The organism is Lactobacillus sp. UMNPBX16 (genome assembly GCF_002553775.1).
GTDB lineage: Bacteria > Bacillota > Bacilli > Lactobacillales > Lactobacillaceae > Lactobacillus > Lactobacillus crispatus.
This window is the reverse complement of record NZ_PCYU01000007.1, coordinates 26,355-44,841: the sequence shown is the minus strand read 5'-3', so window position 1 is coordinate 44,841 and position 18,487 is coordinate 26,355. Positions and strand designations below refer to the sequence as shown.

20 protein-coding genes and 1 riboswitch are annotated in these 18,487 nt (G+C 37.2%); of the genes, 9 read left to right on the top strand and 11 right to left on the bottom strand.

Translation table 11 applies throughout. The annotated features are described in order from the left end of the window. Positions 1-11: 11 nt before the first annotated feature. Positions 12-782, bottom strand: coding sequence for a ribonuclease H family protein (locus CP367_RS01570; RefSeq protein ID WP_005721709.1), 771 nt, complete (start codon positions 780-782; stop codon positions 12-14). Between the two features lie 95 nt (positions 783-877). Here CP367_RS01570 and CP367_RS01565 point away from each other — a divergent pair, with 95 nt between their 5' ends. Continuing rightward, positions 878-1,804, top strand: a complete 927-nt coding sequence (locus CP367_RS01565; protein WP_089142972.1) for an alpha/beta hydrolase — start codon at positions 878-880, stop codon at positions 1,802-1,804. Positions 1,805-1,823: 19 nt separating this feature from the next. Next, entirely contained in the window at positions 1,824-3,281 is a 1,458-nt protein-coding gene (gene cls, locus CP367_RS01560) for a cardiolipin synthase (protein ID WP_005726568.1), read from the top strand. Here cls and CP367_RS01555 read toward each other — a convergent pair whose 3' ends face one another. Continuing rightward, complete coding sequence (locus CP367_RS01555) at positions 3,282-3,767, bottom strand: hypothetical protein (protein ID WP_005726566.1); 486 nt, start codon at positions 3,765-3,767, stop codon at positions 3,282-3,284. It abuts the gene before it with no gap. Positions 3,768-3,856: 89 nt separating this feature from the next. On the opposite strand from CP367_RS01555, the gene CP367_RS01550 reads away from it, so the two are divergent. From CP367_RS01550 to CP367_RS01540, 3 genes are read left to right on the top strand one after another with little or no spacing between them, the layout of a single operon-like run. Further along, complete coding sequence (locus CP367_RS01550; RefSeq protein WP_081079798.1) at positions 3,857-4,555, top strand: NAD-dependent protein deacylase; 699 nt, start codon at positions 3,857-3,859, stop codon at positions 4,553-4,555. Between the two features lie 52 nt (positions 4,556-4,607). Continuing rightward, complete coding sequence (locus tag CP367_RS01545; protein ID WP_089142971.1) at positions 4,608-5,126, top strand: methylated-DNA--[protein]-cysteine S-methyltransferase; 519 nt, start codon at positions 4,608-4,610, stop codon at positions 5,124-5,126. Beyond that, positions 5,113-5,901: a TerC family protein gene (locus CP367_RS01540; protein WP_013085663.1), complete on the top strand. Its 789-nt coding sequence runs from the start codon at positions 5,113-5,115 to the stop codon at positions 5,899-5,901. Before CP367_RS01545 ends, CP367_RS01540 begins: the two co-directional genes overlap by 14 nt. Here CP367_RS01540 and CP367_RS01535 read toward each other — a convergent pair. Then, the gene (locus CP367_RS01535; RefSeq protein ID WP_013085662.1) at positions 5,898-6,263 is read right to left on the bottom strand and encodes a DUF488 domain-containing protein; all 366 of its coding nucleotides are present in this window, start codon (positions 6,261-6,263) and stop codon (positions 5,898-5,900) included. The genes CP367_RS01540 and CP367_RS01535 overlap by 4 nt on opposite strands. 32 nt (positions 6,264-6,295) lie before the next feature. On the opposite strand from CP367_RS01535, the gene CP367_RS01530 reads away from it, so the two are divergent. From CP367_RS01530 to CP367_RS01515, 4 genes are all read left to right on the top strand, one after another. Then, the gene (locus CP367_RS01530; RefSeq protein WP_089145628.1) at positions 6,296-6,928 is read left to right on the top strand and encodes a DNA-3-methyladenine glycosylase; all 633 of its coding nucleotides are present in this window, start codon (positions 6,296-6,298) and stop codon (positions 6,926-6,928) included. A 48-nt stretch (positions 6,929-6,976) separates the two neighbouring features. Next, positions 6,977-7,150: riboswitch (Lysine riboswitch) on the top strand. Between the two features lie 110 nt (positions 7,151-7,260). Further along, positions 7,261-8,874 carry an ABC transporter substrate-binding protein/permease gene (locus CP367_RS01525; protein WP_005720493.1) on the top strand — a complete coding sequence of 538 codons (1,614 nt, stop codon included), beginning with the start codon at positions 7,261-7,263 and terminating at the stop codon, positions 8,872-8,874. Then, positions 8,874-9,629 carry an amino acid ABC transporter ATP-binding protein gene (locus tag CP367_RS01520; protein ID WP_089145629.1) on the top strand — a complete coding sequence of 252 codons (756 nt, stop codon included), beginning with the start codon at positions 8,874-8,876 and terminating at the stop codon, positions 9,627-9,629. The genes CP367_RS01525 and CP367_RS01520 overlap by 1 nt, the downstream gene beginning before the upstream one ends. 83 nt (positions 9,630-9,712) lie before the next feature. After that, a complete protein-coding gene (locus CP367_RS01515) occupies positions 9,713-10,630 on the top strand; it encodes a DUF805 domain-containing protein (RefSeq protein ID WP_089142968.1) in 918 nt (305 codons plus the stop codon). 49 nt (positions 10,631-10,679) lie between these two features. Here the strand turns inward: CP367_RS01515 and CP367_RS01510 are convergent, their stop codons facing one another. The 8 genes from CP367_RS01510 to CP367_RS01470 all read right to left on the bottom strand — a co-directional run bounded on the left by CP367_RS01510 (position 10,680) and on the right by CP367_RS01470 (position 18,390). Next, the gene (locus tag CP367_RS01510; protein ID WP_080668502.1) at positions 10,680-11,594 is read right to left on the bottom strand and encodes an HNH endonuclease; all 915 of its coding nucleotides are present in this window, start codon (positions 11,592-11,594) and stop codon (positions 10,680-10,682) included. Continuing rightward, complete coding sequence (locus CP367_RS01505) at positions 11,595-12,239, bottom strand: YfbR-like 5'-deoxynucleotidase (protein WP_013436958.1); 645 nt, start codon at positions 12,237-12,239, stop codon at positions 11,595-11,597. An 85-nt stretch (positions 12,240-12,324) separates the two neighbouring features. Beyond that, the gene (locus CP367_RS01500; RefSeq protein ID WP_089145630.1) at positions 12,325-13,428 is read right to left on the bottom strand and encodes a glycosyl hydrolase family 8; all 1,104 of its coding nucleotides are present in this window, start codon (positions 13,426-13,428) and stop codon (positions 12,325-12,327) included. 8 nt (positions 13,429-13,436) lie between these two features. Further along, positions 13,437-14,744 (bottom strand): glycosyltransferase, encoded by a 1,308-nt coding sequence (locus tag CP367_RS01495; protein ID WP_089145631.1) that lies wholly within the window; start codon positions 14,742-14,744, stop codon positions 13,437-13,439. Between the two features lie 134 nt (positions 14,745-14,878). Continuing rightward, a complete protein-coding gene (locus tag CP367_RS01485; RefSeq protein ID WP_143441225.1) occupies positions 14,879-15,661 on the bottom strand; it encodes a hypothetical protein in 783 nt (260 codons plus the stop codon). Positions 15,662-15,902: 241 nt separating this feature from the next. After that, a complete protein-coding gene (locus tag CP367_RS01480) occupies positions 15,903-16,043 on the bottom strand; it encodes a hypothetical protein (RefSeq protein WP_003548644.1) in 141 nt (46 codons plus the stop codon). Between the two features lie 71 nt (positions 16,044-16,114). Beyond that, positions 16,115-17,893: a glycerophosphoryl diester phosphodiesterase membrane domain-containing protein gene (locus CP367_RS01475; protein ID WP_089145633.1), complete on the bottom strand. Its 1,779-nt coding sequence runs from the start codon at positions 17,891-17,893 to the stop codon at positions 16,115-16,117. 92 nt (positions 17,894-17,985) lie between these two features. After that, positions 17,986-18,390 (bottom strand): iron-sulfur cluster biosynthesis family protein, encoded by a 405-nt coding sequence (locus CP367_RS01470; RefSeq protein ID WP_005727488.1) that lies wholly within the window; start codon positions 18,388-18,390, stop codon positions 17,986-17,988. Positions 18,391-18,487 lie beyond the last annotated feature (97 nt).

Genomic DNA, 18,487 nt, shown 5'->3' with positions numbered 1-18,487 from the left:
GCCTTTTTTTCTTACATTTTTTGATCCATATAACGGTTCAATTCATGATCGACAAATTCATTACCGCGATTATTAGCGTGACCTTTCGTCCATTCAAACGTACTATCAGGAAATTCCTTTAATAACCGATCTAATTCCTGCCATTCCGCCACATTAGCCAATGGTCCAGAAGAACGTCTCCAACCACGTTTTTTCCAGCCTTGTAGCCAATGCTTATTAATCGCATTCAACACATACTGCGAATCAAGAACAAATAATAGATGTTTATCGTTAAAACCAAGCTCAAGCAGCTTTTTTAGTGCATTAATCAATGCTGTCTGCTCCATCTTATTGTTAGTAGCACCATATTCACCACCGGAGCCATGAACTTTCTGGTCATCCCATTCAATTAAATAAGCCCAGGCTGCTTTATCGGTCTTTTTAACGTGACCGCCCTTATAAACACCAGTATTGCGCGTGCCACCATCAGTATAAGTCACCGCAAAGAAGTCAGCAGGATTGCTATTAACATGGTTATACTGCTTCGCCTTTTTTCGCGGTGCTTTTTTTATTTCTTGACTCTTTTGTTGCACCCTTTTTACGGCGTTTTGTAAATTATCTTCACCTTTTTGCAGGACATCGCTCTGAGTTTGGGCATTCCAATCTAAGTAATCTGTAGCATCGGTAATTTGTTCAAATGACTTATATTCAGCGCCAGAGAAGCCATCAACTTGTTCTTTGGCTGCATCCCAAGTCCGATATATTCCCGGAGTACGTCCTTTTTTGACTGCATAAAACTTCATTTCTACCTCTAAAATTCCAAAATCTTTACCCAATGGTAAAATATACTTATTGCATAACTTTTATTATAGGAAAAAAGAAAGAGAAGGTGGTAAAAATGTTTTTCAACACAAAAAAATATGCTGAAGAAGTTGAAAAAGATCATAAACATGACCTCCAAGAAGAACCTAGCATGTTTAACATGATTTCTTTGGGGCTGATGGCCACCTTCGCTCCCACGCGAATTTTCCTCAAATTACACAAGCGCCATATTGAAAATAAGGCAAACATTGAAAAAAGCGATCTAAAACAAGTACCCATTATTTATTTCCATGGCTTTCGCGGCGGTGATTATACCACTCGCGTGATGGTGAAACACGCTACTCATGACAAGGGCAATCCCAAGTTTTTAAAGGTAACCGTTGATTTATTAGGAAATTTCAAATTAGAAGGAACTTGGACTAGTGACAAGCATCCTATCGTGCAGGTTGCTTTTCGCCAGCGAATAGTCGGTATCTATGGCATCGACTATTATCTCAACTTCGTCCTGCCCTTTTTAGCTAAAAGATATGGTTTTAAAAACTATATTGCAGTCGCTCATTCATTAGCCTGTCCATGTATTATTCGCACGGAAATGAAGCACTACCGCAGCAAAACGTTCCCACATTTAAAAAAATGTGCCTTTATCGCTGGTCCTTTTGACGGGGTCACTTACTTGGGCGATATCCCCAACGTCAACTATTTGACCGAAAGTGGTCGGCCTAGTGTCATGAACCCGCACTACCTTTATTTGTTTTTTAATCGGCGCAAATTCAATCCTGATATCTCGGTCTTGAATATTTATGGCAACGTTTTAGATAACACAAATACTGATAAATTCATCTCTGTTGTTTCCGCAAAAAGCATTCGCTATATCCTTGCCCCAAAGGCACATTTTTATCAAGAAGTAGAAGTACGCGGTAAAAATGACGCTGAACATAGTTGGATGCATGACAATCCGTTTGTAATCGATATTATTGACAAGTTTCTTAAATTAAAAAAGTAGTTTAATTTTGGAGGAGTTTATGATCTGGTGGCATGACTTTGTTAGAATCATTATCATTACCAACACAATCTTAGCCTTCTACGTTGTCTTCCACCGTAGAAGATCCGTTTCAACCACTTGGGCTTGGTTAATCATCCTGTTAGTATTACCAGTAGTCGGGATCACTCTTTATGCCTTCTTTGGTCGGGGTATTTCCCAGGAAAATATTTTTGCCATCAATAAGCAAAAACACATTGGCTTGAGAAATGTTCAAAAATCGATTGCTAAAGCACCTAAAAATACTAGTCCTTCTGACACTTCAAAGGCTGGTAATATAGCAATTAACTTTTTTAACCACCAACAAGAAGCTCCCCTAACTAAAAATAATCAGGTCAAGCTCTATACCGAAGGTGAAACCTTCTTTCATGACATGCTTAAGGACATGGTACGAGCTAAGGAAATAATCAATGTTGAGTTCTACACTTTTTATAGCGACAATATCGGCAATCGTGTTTTGCAACTATTGATTAAAAAAGCAAAACAAGGAGTTAAAGTACGCGTAATTTATGATGCCTGGGGTTCAATGGGAGCTACTAAAGCATGGTTCGATCAATTGCGGGCAGCTGGCGGGGAAGTTTTGCCTTTTGTCACTTCACGCAACATGATCACCCGTTACCGCATTAACTACCACTTGCACCGCAAGATTGTTGTCATCGACGGGCGAATTTCTTGGACTGGCGGTTTTAATATTGGTGATCAATATTTAGGCAAAAAAAAGAAGTTTGGTCATTGGCGTGATAGTCAGGTAAGAATTGTTGGTTCTGCCTCTCTGCTTTTGCAAGAGCGTTTCGTCATGGACTGGAACGCCTCTATCACTAATAATCAACAGCTCATCCGTTTCAATTCCACTCTATTTCCTGATCTTGATGAAAAAAACATCCACGAAGGCGACGTTGCAACGCAAATCATTTCAGATGGGCCTGATCGTTATGCACCATATATGCGTAACGGTATGATGCGGCTAATGCTTTTGGCACGCAAACGGTTATGGATTCAAACACCATACTTAATCCCTGATGATGCCGTTTTTGCTACGTGGCAAACAATTGCCTCATCGGGTGTTGACGTACGAATTATGATCCCATGTAAGCCAGACCACCCCTTTATTTATCGCGCCACACAGTGGTATGCCAACGAATTAACTCGCTTGGGTGTCAAAATTTATATCTACGAAGATGGCTTTTTACATGCCAAAACGACGATTGTCGACGACCATTTTTCTTCAGTTGGTTCAATGAATCAAGATTTCCGTTCTTACAACTTAAACTTTGAAGATAATGCCGTTTTTTATGATAAAAAGTTCAACCAGAAAATGGTGGCAGCTTTTGAAGAAGATATGAAACACTCGCATTTACTAACTAAGGAAGAAATAAAAAAGCAAAGTCGCGCATTGCGGACTTTGCAGGCATTCTCGCGAATGCTTTCTCCAATTTTGTAATTACATCATTGATTGAACTTCAACAGGAATTTCTCGACCAGCATATTCTTGTAATTGCTTAATTACGCTATTAACTTCATTATTAAAGCGCATCATATAAGCCTTACCATCGCTAGTTCGAAAAATCGCCATCACTAATGGCTTCTCTTGGTTGGGGATCTGGATTAAAGTAACGCTGGCTAAATCATCATACTTAACTGTACGCTTGAAGTAGCCTGAAACGACCATCCGCTTTTTACTAAATCCTGAAAAACCATCGACAATACTAATTAAGATAAAAAGAGCCAAGAAGACACTCAGGCCTGGATCACCTTTTTCAATGTAATTCCATGTAAAGCCCAGCCAGATAAAAATTAGCGCCCAAACAACTGAGGAGATACGATAGCGACCACGAAAATCAACTTTAGCTTGCCAATACCAACTATAACAAGCATAAACTACTAATAAAATATCAATTGCTACATAAAAATACGTCATATATTTCATAAAAATCCCCTCAATTTAGTTATTTTACTCATTATAACAAAACAATGATTTATAATTAAAGTAATGACTTTCACGGAGGGTGACATTATATGATGGATTTAGCAGAATTACAAACAGATATTAATAATGCCCAACATATTGTATTCTTAACTGGAGCTGGTGTTTCTACCCACTCAGGTATCCCTGACTACCGCTCTAAAAACGGAATCTATGATGGCGTGCAAGAAAGTCCCGAAACTATTCTGAGCGATAGTACGCTATTCAATCGACCTGAATTTTTCCATGAATTTGTCATGAACAACATGTACTTTCCTACTGCTAAACCAAACTTAATCCATGAAAAAATCGCCCATTTTTGTAATGAAAAAGGTAATTTAATTACCCAAAATATCGATACTTTGGATACTAAGGCTGGCAATCAACATGTAACAGAATTTCATGGCAATTTATATAATATTTATTGTACTAAATGTCATCAACCTGTTTCTTATGAAGAATATGCTAAAAGCTATTTACACAAAGATTGTGGCGGAATTATTCGCCCCGGTATTGTGTTATACGGCGAAAGCATTGATCCGAAAGTATTAAACCAGTCCGTTGAAATAATGCAAAAATCAGACTTGATCATCATTTGTGGGACGAGTTTTGTAGTTTATCCTTTTGCCCAGCTCTTGGCTTATCGCAAAGAAGACGCCAAAATTTACTCTATCAACAAGACAGAAATTCCTACCCCTGGTGTCACGCAAATAATTGGGGATGCATTAACAGCATTCCAGAATTTGAATTAACTTTCCTAGTTTGTTATTCTTAGACTAATTATTTTTAATAAAGGTGTTACACATGACAGAGTTTTTTTACTATGATTACGTTACAATTGAGCCATGGACCTACTTTTTAACAGCTTCAGAAGCCGGCCTAACTTACGTCGGACTTAAAGGAGATGAAACTGTTTCACCTATTTTTAGCTTCTACCCTCACCGCATGTTGGTGCGGGACCCTAAAAAGATGGCACCTTATATCAACCAATTAAAGGAATATTTTGCTGGTATCAGAAAGAATTTTGATGTTCCTATTGATATTTCGGAATTCGGCACTGAATTTCAACGAAAGGTATTAGCCGTTGTCCAACATATTCCTTATGGTGTGACGTTAACTTATGGTGACGTCGCCAATTCACTAGCCGAAGCCACATCTTCTCGCTCAGTTGCACACGCCGTAGCATTAAACCCTGTTTTGATTTTTATTCCTGACCAAAGAGTTATTTTATCCAACAATAAAGTTGGGACTTATCGTCTGGGACAAAAAGAAAAAATCAGATTAATTAAATTAGAAAAGAAGCAGTTACATGTCAATTCTTAAACTATATGCACCCTTTTTTGACGGCAATAACTGGTTACATGTCCTAACCAGTGGCAAAGACTGGATGATCATTCTGACTTTAATTTTGATGGAATGCTTGTTATCAGTCGACAATGCTGTCGTTTTGGCCGCACAGACACAGGTGCTACCTAATAAAGCTGAACAACGCAAGTCCTTGGTTTATGGCTTGTGGGGTGCTTATTTATTCCGCTTTATTGTTATCGGAATCGGGACTTATCTGATCAACTTTTGGGAGATTAAATTAGCTGGTAGTATTTATCTTTTTTACCTAGCCTTTAAATTCTTCTATGATCAACGCCACCCTAAACAAGCTGCCGAACATGAGAAAGAAAAAGAAGAGCGCGAAGCAGCTCACCACAAAGGCAAAAAGAAAAAGAGACATGTACTATCTCTTTTCTGGCGTACGGTTATTTCAATTGAATCAATGGATATCGTCTTTTCAATTGATTCTGTTTTAGCTGCTTTAGCCGTGTCTGATAACCCCGTTGTTGTTTTAATCGGTGGCATGATCGGTATTCTCTGTATGAGAGGAGTTGCCGAAATTATCATTAAATTAATGGATATTATTCCAGAATTGCAGCCAATGGCTTACTTATTGATAGGAATCATCGCTTTAAAATTGCTGCTAGCTCTGCCACCATTGAGATTTGAGTTGCCAAACACCGTTTTTGCAATTATTGTCTTTGCGATCTTAATTTTGACAATTCTCTTCCACTTTTGGAAAGTTAAAAAACACGGTCACAAACATATTTAACTGTTTAGCGTATTTAATACATATTCTTTGAGTACAACTGCTTGGTTGTGCTCTTTATTTTTGGCACCAAATAAGAAAAGAACATCTTCTTTAGCCAAATGCTTCTTTACATCTTGCAAAAATTCCGCTGTATAATCATTATGATTAAGTTCTTCAATATACTTTTGCTTAAATTCAGGGAATTTTTCATCTTCATGATTAAACCACTGACGCAATTCCTTACTAGGGCCAATTTGTTTATCCCATTCAGCTAAATCGGCCTTAACTTTGCTCATTCCCCGTGGCCATAAACGGTCAACTAAAATCCGATAACCAGCAGGTTGCTCATGGTCATAAATTCGAACTAATTTAATTTCTGTCATTATTTTTTATCTCTTTTCTAGAAAGGTCAAAAATGAATTATTCAACTTATTTTTCTACTAACACTACCGATTATATTGCAAAAGACCTAATTGGGCGAATGCTTACTTTTGATAATGGTCAAGAAAAATTAGGCGGCTATATCGTGGAAGCAGAAGCATATATGGGTAAAAAGGATCGCGCTGCACATTCTTATGGCGGTCGTCGTAGCCCAGCGAATGAAGGACTTTACGGCAAAGGCGGAACGATCTATATCTACGCGCAACGTCAATATTTCTTCTTTGATGTTGCCACTAGGGTTCAGAATGAACCACAGGGTGTTTTAATCCGTGCAATCGATCCCACTTTAGGAATTGAGACCATGATCAAGAACCGTCATGGTAAAGATGGCGTTCTTTTGACTAATGGTCCCGCAAAAATGATGCAAGCTTTTGGTATTCATGATAAAAATTGGAATTTGCACTTTTTATCAGACTCCCCTTTCGCCATTGATCTTGATGATCATCATAAAAAAATTCCCCAGGAAATAATTGCTGCAGTGCGTGTTGGTATCAATCAATCTGATCCCGTTTGGGCTAACAAGAAATTACGTTTTTATGTAGCAGGAAATCCTTATGTTTCTGATATGAAAAAGATAAATTATGAAACTAATAATGGTTGGGCTTGACAAATTTAACTTTTTCTTCTAGTATTCTTCATTAGTTAAATATTTTTCCAATGCAATAGAGGTTGCGACAATCACAAGTTAAGTTTGAGTTCGCGAAAACAATGATAGTTAACTTAGGGTTGCCGCCGAAATAGATTTAATATTCGCGTGTTAATCTGTTGGGCTATAGAAGAATATTCTATAGACTGTCCTGGTTAGTCCCCAGGGAGCGCTATAAGATTTGGTTTAAACACTGATGATTATGACCCTCGCAATTCTTTGGAAGAGCGAGGTTTTTGTTTACTCTTTATTGTGTTGGCTTTATGTTAAAACTATTTTTGGAGGTTTTATAATTGAAGTCAAGATTTAGATGGATGGCTGTAATAATGTCTGTCCTACTCAGTTTATTTATCGGTTTTTCCCTTAGTAGCAATCAGACTCAAGCTGCTAAGAAAGATTCTGGCACGTTAAAGATAGGTATGGAGGCAAACTATCCTCCATACAACTGGACTCAGCCAACCAAAGCTAATGGAGCTGTTCCAATTGATGGTTCTAACTCCTATGCTAATGGTTATGATGTTCAAATTGCCAAGATCATCGGTAAACGACTACACAAAAAAGTAATCGTAGAAAAGACTCAATGGGATGGCCTTTTACCAGCTTTAACTTCAGGTAAAATTGACTTAATTATTGCTGGTATGTCTCCTACTGCCGAAAGACGCAAGGCAATTAATTTCTCAGAACCTTATCGTAAAAGTACTTTCGTCGTAATTACTAATAAGGCAAGTAAATATTCTAATGCTAAGAAGTTGACTGATTTCAAAGGTGCCAAGTTAACCGCACAACAAGGAACTTTGCACTACGATTTAATCAAGCAATTAAAAGGTGCTAAAAGAGAACCAGCTATGCGTGACTTTTCAGCCATGCGTCAAAGTTTAGCTTCTGGCACCATTGATGGTTATGTTGCTGAAGATATTGAATTTGAAAGTTACCACAACGTTAACCCTAACATTATTGCAGTTAACTTAAACAAAATGGCTGGCTTCAAAGTTGACCATGACGATTCCGTAACTAGTATCGGGGTTAAAAAGGGTAATACCAAGCTTTTAAATGAAGTTAACGCTACTTTAAGAACTATTTCTAATAAAAAGCGTGATCAATTAATGTCACAAGCCATCAAGGAACAACCTAAGGCTGGTAACGAAACTAAGAAAGAAAACTGGCTAGTTACTACTTGGAAGCAATATGGTGGCATGATTATGTCAGGTATTGGCATGACCTTGCTTTTAGCTTTAGTTGGTACCATTGTTGGTTTCTTTATCGGCTTGCTTGTAGGAATTATTCGTACCATTCCTACTCCAACTACTCGCGGCAAGCGTTGGACTTTGAACGTAGTTAAGTGGTTATTATCTGTTTATGTAGAAATCTTCCGTGGTACACCAATGATGGTTCAAGCAGCCGTAATCTACTATGGTATTGCCCAATTCTGGCACTTGAATTTAAATAGAACTGTAGCTGCTTTGATTATTGTGTCAATTAACACTGGTGCTTACTTAGCTGAGGTTATCCGTGGTGGTATTATTTCAACTCCAGAAGGTCAATTCGAAGCAGCTAGTGCACTTGGTATGACCCACAACCAAAGAATGTGGCATATCATCTTGCCTCAAGCAATTAGAAACTGTTTACCATCAATCACTAACGAATTTATCGTTAACATCAAGGATACTTCAGTATTGAGTATTATCTCAGTTTCTGAATTGTTCTTTGTTGGTACAACTATTGCCAGTCAATCATTCAAGTTCTTCCCAACTTACTTAATGATTTCAGCAATCTACTTGATTTTGACCTTTACTATTACTAGAATCTTCAACTTCATTGAAAAGAGACTCGAAGGTAACAAGAACTACAACTTGATGGCTAACCAAGTTCAAGTTGGTACTCCAAAAGATGCGGAGGCAAACAATTAATGACTGAATCAAACGAAGTAATTTTAAGTTTAAAGCATATGCAAAAGTCCTATGGGGCTCACAAGGTATTGAAGGACATTTCTTTCGATATCAACAAAGGCGAGATCGTGACCATCATTGGTCCTTCCGGTGGTGGTAAGTCTACTACCCTTCGCTGCATCAACTTGCTCGAAGAACCTACTGGTGGCGAGATCGATTTCCACGGTGAAAACATTTTGGCACCTGGTTACAACCGTAATACCTTTAGATCCAAGGTCGGCATGGTATTCCAGCAATTCGACTTATTCGAAAACAAGAATGTTTTGGAAAACTGCATGATCGGCCAAGAATTGGTCCTCAAGCGTTCAAAAGACGAAGCACGTAAGATTGCTATGGAGAACCTTAAAAAGGTTGGTATGGATCCATTTATCAAGGCTAAACCACAACAATTATCTGGTGGTCAACAACAGCGTGTTGCTATTGCCCGTGCGATTTCAATGAATCCAGAAGTGTTACTCTTTGATGAGCCTACTAGTGCGCTTGACCCGGAAATGGTTGGTGAAGTACTAGAAGTTATGCAAAAGCTCGCTACGACTGGTTTAACAATGGTGATTGTTACCCACGAAATGGGCTTTGCTAAGAGTATTTCTGACCGAGTATTGTTCATCAGTGATGGCGTGATTACTGAGCAAGGTTCACCTGAAGAAATATTTGATCATCCTAAGAACGAAAAGACGCAAAAGTTCTTGAGCAATTTTAGAAATAATGAATTTTAATATCAAAAAAGCCGCGAAGTTTAATTGCTTCACGGCTTTTTTAGCGTATAATTTATAACAAATTAATTTTTGGAGGAAGTAAAATGAATGATAGAGTATATTATTTTATCAAGCCTTATGACGAAAGTCTGCCACTGCCGCCTGCAGAAAGTTTTGCGCAAATTTTGAACGAGGCTTATTTGCATCCCTTCAACTGGAAAGCAAGAACTACGCGTAAATCTTTCTGGTGGAGCACTTTGATTAATCTTGTTATCGGCATCTTATGCATCCTTCTTGGCTTCTATGCTTTTAACCAAAACATCAACCCCGGCATTAGAATAGTCGATGGTATTGTTGCGGCTGTTGTTTATCTGTGGCTATTTTTAGCTGCATTAGGACAAACGATCCGACGTTTGCACGATGTTGGCTACAGCGGCTATTGGTACTGGGCTGCCTTCACTGGTTATGGCGCAATGTTTTTATTTTATCTTGAATTGCAGCCATCTGTTCAACGCCAAGTTAAGTGGGGCAAATATTTCTTTAGTAATCAAGACTACCCTGCCGGCCATAAAGAAACAGTTCCTGTGCCAACTATTGGTCAAATTCTAAAAGAACACTTCTTTGATTGCTTCAAGTGGAATGCTAGATCAACTAGAACATCATTCTGGGTAGGAACAGCAATTAATCAAGTTACTTTAGGAATCGGCACTCTTTTCATCTATGCTTTTTCTGCTTTTTTCACGATTATTCCTGGCTGGCATCAAATGCCGCAAGCAATCGGTATTTTCTTTTTATGCTTTTTAATACTTTTACTGGTTATCCTTATTTGGTCATTTTTAGCTCAATTAGGACACACTGTTCGCCGCTTGCACGATGCAGGCTTTAACGGTGGCTGGTGGTGGTTAGGCATTGTTCCTTACGTGGGAGATTTGCTTTTAGCCTTCTTATTATTCCACCCAACAGTTGACGCAGATAATAAGTGGAACAAGTATTTGTTTGATCCAGAAGACAGAATTAGATAATTATCAAAATAAGCCCGCTATTCAGAAATGAACAGCGGACTTTTGATTTTTAAACAATATCTTTCTTAGCCTTAATCCGAGCTAATTTCCAGCCGGTATCAAAATAAGTCTTGCGCGTTTGACGCAAATTATCATAGTCACTCTCCAAGCTATCAATTGCGTCTTGCAGCTGCTTATTTTGCTTTCTAATCGCATTTAGCTCAGAATCATTGATCACACCCTTAAGGTGTACTTGAGCCGCTAAATAGCGCCGACGATGCTCAAATTCTTCTCTCAAAGTACCCAGCGCATCTTCATACTTAACTAGCTTTTTATTGATCTCAGAAATTTGATCATTCAGTTGAATAAACAACTTATAAGGCATATCCGACTTAATTCGGTTGCATTCCGCACAAGCTAAAGTTAAATTATCTAAGCTGTTGTTGTGACTAAGAGAAACAGGATCCTTATGATCTACGCTGTGGCCACGTCTGCCGCAATATTGGCAGCGGTATTTATACTTGGCCCGAATGCGTTCACGATCAATAAAATTAACTTCGTTTAACTGGAAATTGATCTCCAAACCCATTCCCTTTAAATTTTGCTCAAAAGTTACGCCTTGGTTAGGCACATAATTAAGCTTGCCATCTTCGCTTTTAATTACCGCCAAATTCAAATCAGACCTTTTAATCTGTTGGCGGGCGATTTCATTGCCATCATAATCTTGTAAAAAGGCCTCGTATTTTTTACGGTCCTTTTTATTTTTCACAATAAAACCTGATTGATCTTGTTTCTTTGCACCGACAAACGTGTAAAGCAAGCTTTGAGCAAAAGTTGCGACCGCATCATTTGCGTAATCCTCCGGATTCAGGTTGCGCGTGATGCAAATGTCGCAAATACTGGTCAACTTAGGATTCATTAACCCCTCTTGCTTAAAATGCAAAGAGTCCATGCGCAGCCCGCATGAACTACATTGAAATTTCACCTAATCATCCCCTAACAATAGAATGCTAAAAGCTATTCGTTGCATCTTATCCTTTCCCGCGAAATCACCTTTAAAAAGATCTGGCAAAATTTTCTTAATAAAGTATTGTACGCAAACTAAATCGTCGAACTTCTTGATCGTTTCAAGACTTTCCTTGAACATTTGCATATAAACCGGGTTAGGATTACCTAATTCGATTTCTCCATAAGCTTCATATAACAAATCTAATTTATCACAGATTGATAAAATTTTACCCTCTAAAGTATCATCTTTGCCTTCTGAGAGACGTTTAGTATAAATTTCTTGAAATTCTTCTGGAATCTCATCCTTAATGAACTTAGTGGTCATTGTTTCTTCAACGTCACCAATCATCTTTCTAAGTTGAGGAGTAGCGTATTTAACAGGTGTCTTAATATCACCGATGAAACGTTCAGTATAATCGTGATTCAAGCTCTTTTCATATAAAGCCTTCCAATTGATCTTCTTATTACCGTGAACTTCTTCGATATCACCCATCATTTGTGCGAGTTCAGCTGTTCTGAAACAGTGATCAGCTACTGAGTGGTGGTGGTACTTGAAGTAACCTGGTGCACGATCGATTGACTCTAAACTGTTAAAACCTTGAATGTATGCATTTAATCCCATTTTTTGTCCTCCTCATTTTCCTTAAAATTTTTACTATGTTATCAAAGATTGATTTTCAATGCAAATAAAAAGAGGCCTTTGCCTCTTAAAATCTATGCGCCGGTGTCAGTATCGTTGCCATCGTCGTTAGTGCTGCATCATAGTAATTATTTTTAGGTAATTTTTTAGCAAAAATATATTGCTGCGAAGCAAACAAATTATCATAGCCTTGATTGCGATTTTCATTCACCGCAATATAAATTGGCGCGCTAAAGCTAGCTGATTGATAATTATTGACTGGCTTGCCTTTTAAAGTATAGCCTGCTGTAATTGTATTTTGCTTGCTAAAAAATTTAAGCAAGCGATGTACAGTATTCTTTGCTAATTTATCCTTACTAAATGCTAAATCCATTGGCACCCGGCAAGCATTGGCATAATAATCACCATCATATCGATCAGTGGTAACCCTTCCTTTAACTAGCTTAGCATCTTTTGATGTCAGCCAGGCAAAGTCTGGAACTAGGCCACTCTTATGCTGGTGACTCAACTGATTGAGCCGCTTTAGCATTGTTTTTTTAATTAAGAGCCACCGCGAATCATTGCTTTCACGATAAAATTGATCAAACATTGTCGGCAATACATCTGAAGTCCGCATTAAATTATAATACTTCGACTTAGAATCGGCCCAATTGCCCACCGTTAAAGCGTGCGTTGTCGGATTATATTCATAACGCAAAATATCGGCAATTAATTTTTGCCCTTGCCGCTGATATGCTGGGTTTTTCCATCTTTTAGCCGCTAAAAACAAAGCTTTAGCAATAAATAAGTCCCCATCAGTAGCGCTATTGCGTTCACTGCTCCATTTTCCATTTTTCTTTGTTTGCCGCCAAGCCATCAATTGCGTATTACGATCCCGGTGTTTTAAATAATACTGCACTAGCTTAGCAAAGTTGCTTTCTTTAACTGCTGGATCATGCGCCGCAATAAACATCCCATATCCTTGGCCTTCAGATAAAACCGTCACTTGTTCCTGCTTAGGCGTGGTATTAATATAGGCAAGATTCTTTTCTTCAACTACATAATTTTTATGCCAAGAATGTAGAAAAAAATTACGCACCGCTGAATTATTATCTGCTCTGATATAGATCATAATACCGGTAAATGCAATCGTTACGAGTAAAAATCCTAGTAGCATCCATCTTTTTTTCATCTCATCACCTAATCCGCAAATCTCTTAGTCTTAACCCATTTAGTACTATCACGATGAAAAACGCGATCTAGCATTACTGAAGTAACCGCATGAATTGATACAATGATGAACAATTGCGAATAAGTAAAATATGATGCTAAGGCTAGCCAAATCTGTTCGTCAGTTGCCTGCCCATATTGCGTAGTCATAGCTAGGTTAATTTGCAAAATATAAAGCAAAACCATCAATAGCCAATTAAAGAGCAGAATTTGAGCTAATAAAATATTACTCCGCGAAATTGTAAATGGTATTACTACTGCAGGATTCCAAAGATGGACGATTAAGGCAATCAAATTAGAAAAAAAGATCAGATCTGATAAAACAATCGCCAAATTAAACCAGAAAAAAGTGCAGGAATAATAGACAGTCTCTAATTTAACCCGCCAGTTGCTTTTATCAAAAAGATGGCAAAAATTATTGATCACCACTTCATAGTTACCTTTAGCCCAACGCAAGCGTTGGAAATAATAATCTTTTAAGCGTTCTGGTTCTTGCTGGAAGGCTTCAGAATTATAGGCTAAGGCAATCAAACTACCTGAGCCCATAATTTTAAAAGAAATATCAGTATCTTCGGTCAAAGCGCCATTGCGCCAGCCGCCAATTGATCTGACATAATCAGTATTAATAATAAAGTTAGTCCCTGGAATACGACCAATCTTAAATAATTGCCAGATACCGCAGTGTTGAATTCGCTGGGTAACAACAATTTCCTGATTGATACACTTAGTTAAAAAATTCTGCCGCGCATTTCTCGTCTTATTGCGCCCAAAAGCAGCCTTATATCTCACCGGATTTTCCAAAATCTTTTTAATTAAAAAATACAAAGCATTTTCTTCTGGCATGGCATCTGCATCATATACACCAAGGTATTCTCCTTGGGCAATCTTCAAAGCATCATTTAATACACCAGCTTTGCCACCACTACCTGTTCGTTCAATTACTTGAACATTGATTTCCCGTTCAGGATATTGCTTGATTATTTCCCGGGCAATTTTAGCAGTATCATCAGTACAATTATCAGCATAGATTAAAATTTGTAACTTATCAGCCGGATAATTCAAATTTAAAATTGCCTGCGTAGTTTTACTAATAACTAATTCTTCATTATGAGCTGGTACAACTAACGTAACTTTTGGGTAACGCTTAAGTGGCGTGATTTTAACTAAGAGCTTGCTGTGCTTTAACCAAAAGAAAACTGCACCACTTAAGGTAACTAGAGACATCAACAAAGAAAGCCAAATCGAGATTAACGTTAAAATTTGTAATGCTTCACTCATTTTTCGTCTTTTTTCCTTTTTTATTGATTACCGTATTTTCAACATTAAAGTAAATGACAAACGCACAAATAAACATAACTATGAAAGCAAGTAAAAAGATGCCTGAAATGCTTAAAGCTAAGAAATAAAACCAATTAGTCATTTGCTTCAGCCTTTAAATATTCAACAATTAAGTCAGTTTCCAATTCGCGGTCCAAATGTTTTACAATCACATTTGGATCTGTAAAACGATCCACGTTTGTTTCATCAATTCGCTGACTCGTCCATTTCAAGCCTCCGGGAAGATCATCTTGCACTTTTTTTAATTCCGCAATTGTCTCCTGATTAATCTGCTTGATAATGTCATCTCTTAATTCAGGCGAAATAATAAAAAAAGTGGCATCTCCTAAATAAAAGAGTTCCTCAGCTGCTAATCTTCTCTTTTTTAAGATATCAGCTAATTTTTCTAAATACTGCGCGTGCTCTTCTGGATGAAGTTGAGCAAACTGTTCGTGGTTAGCCCAACGCAACATTGATACATGCATCCATAAATGTAATTGTGGCCGTTCTTTAATATTACTAATTACTTTTGAATAAATTTTATTAGCAGTGTAACATGTATGCATTTTTAGAGTGCCATTGTAGCGTTTAAGGTAATTGCGAATATCTTGCCGATTTTTACTAATAAAACGCCAATCTAGGACATAATAGCGCAACACCGTTAAAAGCCCTGCCTCTATCGGAAAAGCTACCACTAAAAACCACTTTGCTTCTGTAGGAATTACAACATATCCCAGCACTAAAAAGCCCGCTGCAATCGTCGTTAATAAAATTATCAGCCAGCTAACCATTATATTAGGCAACAATAATCCCGTCATAATAGCTAAAATTAGAATCAAAAATAAGCCATTGACGATATTTGCCGAATATTCTTCCACTTGAAAAACAGCAATTACTGGAAAAGTATTGCTGCAACGAGATCTAAATAGATCAAAATATTGTATTTATTATTCTTATTCATATATCTAACTATCTATATCCTATATATTATCTATAAAAACCTAAGTTAAATTATATTCAAAAATCTTTTTATGTCCATGTGCTAAATTAATTTTTTCAGTAAGCACAAAAAAAGCTAGAAGCGTCAGCTCCTAGCTTTTATTTCAATATTATTAAAGACTACTTGTTTTCGTCTTTTGCGGCCTTGTTCAAGAAAGCAACAACTGCTGCTACGTGAGCAACACGCTTCTTTGCGTTTCTCTTGTTCTTAGGTCTTTGGTTTGGTTCACAACCAGTGTTGTAATTTTCACCTTTACGCATATGCTATACTTCCTTTCAGATTTTCGAAAATCTAGTATAGTTTACCATGTTCAGCCCTTCAGATCAAGTCTTCATGCAGATTCAAAATTTTTCGGCAGATGCAGGACAACAATATAATTTAAGATTCGCGTAGCATAACTAGCATCCTTTTGGAAACTTTTAATTGCCTTTTTAGCTAAATCAACTCGATCAGTAATTAAGCCATCAACTTGTTGATACATCATCTTCTTCATTAATTTTTCGTCATTAACTGTCCAGGCATAAACAGGACGATCCTGCAAATGGGCTTGCCAAATAAAGTCTGAATTCAAGGTAGAATATTCCATTGAATATCCACTAGCAACACTTTGCGGATAAGTAAAATTATAAGGTTGAATGTAAAAGACAACCAAACGTGGATTAATTAAGTGCAGTCCTTCAACCACGCGATAGTCGAGTGATTGTACTTGATACGTATTTTTGAGAATCGTTTTGCCATATTTTTGATTAAAGCGCTGCAGCATTTTCTTCGAATCTTTAGCCGTCGTTTTAATTTCAATTAGCAATTTTTGATGCAGTCTTTTGGCTTCCTCAAGATATTGATCAAAGCTAACTAACTTAGCATGATAGCCGTCTTCTTTGGCAGTTAACTTTTCTAATTGCCGTAAAGTTAAATCATTCGGGGCTTTATTAACTCCCGTTAGCTTCAATAAATTCTCATCATGAATTACGATATATTTTTTATCCTTAGTTTCATGAACATCAATTTCAACGTAGTCCGGCTTTTCTTTAGCCGTTTTTCTTAATGACTGTAACGTGTTTTGTACGCCATTTTTATCATCAACGCCGCGATGAGAAATAATTACTGGCGCTTTAGCATTTACACTAGTCAAATATAAATAATTGGTGGATATTGCATCAATCATTACTAGTACAAACACAACTAATGTACTTAGAATTATTTTTTTAGTTTTACCTGTTTGACTTATCTTTTCTTGCCTTAAAGCTTTCAAAATAATAGATAAGCCCAGTACACTAACATAGACTAACGCTACTTCACTAATAATTTGAACAAGCGAAAGATTGACAATGGCTAAAATTAACGGACATTTCCCAGGTAATAAATCAACTAATAGCTGCAGGCAATACATTGCTAAATAGAAAATTGTCATGACTGCTGCAGATAAAACGGCTAAAACAATAATCCTCCAGCAAATCGTCCGCCAACGGTAGTGCGCCGTTAATCGCCAACTTCTTTTTACTGCTTGCGCCGACTTTAAGTGGTCAAAAACGATGATGGGTAAAGCAAATACTAGCCTTGCACCAAGGATCAAAGCGGCTAAATAAAACGCAATCAAAACGGCTAACAAGATTGGCGTTCTCGTCAGATAATCCAAGATAAATTCTGAAATCTGCACTTTGCTTAAAAGTGGTGTTCTAAAGATGACATCGGCTAACGGTACTACCAATAAAAAATAGAGCATCAAAATAAAAAGCGTGCCCAAACGAATTTTTTTGATATTTTGCCAAGTTTGAATAAAACTATTTTTCCACGTAAAAACTTGATGCTTAATATCCCAAACGCCATGAAGTAAATAAGCTAATTGCGCATACAAGACTACTAATAAAAGCAGCAACTCAATTATCAAAATTAAAAAGGCAACCGTATGCGTCGTAATGATCATCACTACATTTTGATAAGATACGAACGGAATAGCACTAGCCTGCAAAACAAAGGTTGTAATATAGCGAAAAAATGGAATAACAATAAATTGATTAAATAAACTTAATCCCATAAAAAGTAGCAGATACCGCAGCCAATTTTGGCAAAATTCACGACTACCTGCTTTTATTTCTTTGACAAAAGTCATTGTTCTTCCCCCCTTGCATTGAAATTACTTTCTTAATTCTATACTAAAAAAGGACGAGGTCATTCCCTCGTCCCTATGATTAATTTTATTTTTTAACATTGACCGCCGTTTTTTAGATCATCAGCAGTAATTGCTTCAGGTTCATATTGGGTAACGGTCATCCCACCATCAATAATGCCGCTGTCTGAAGATAAACTCAAAGTTGAGTTGCGCGCATTTACCACTAGACCTGGTTCAAAGAAAGTTGTTTCCGGCTGAGCAGTATACAAGTCAAGACCAGCATTATTTTCGATTGAAATATTATACTTAGGATCTTTTTCAGCAAGGATTACAAACTGGAAGCTGTCGCCAATAGTACAAGTGCCGCCTTTTTTAGAATACTTGGTTGAACCATCATCTAAAGCCAAGATGACAATTTGGTGATCTGCATCCATCTTGCTTTTAATCATTTCTGCAGCATCTGGTTTAATATTGATTGAAATTGCATTCTCTGTCATTTTGTTTCCTCTTTTCAATCTAAATTTGATTAATTTACTTATTTAAATATAGCACGACTAGTTCCAACTAACTAAAAATATGCTCGAAAATGCCGCT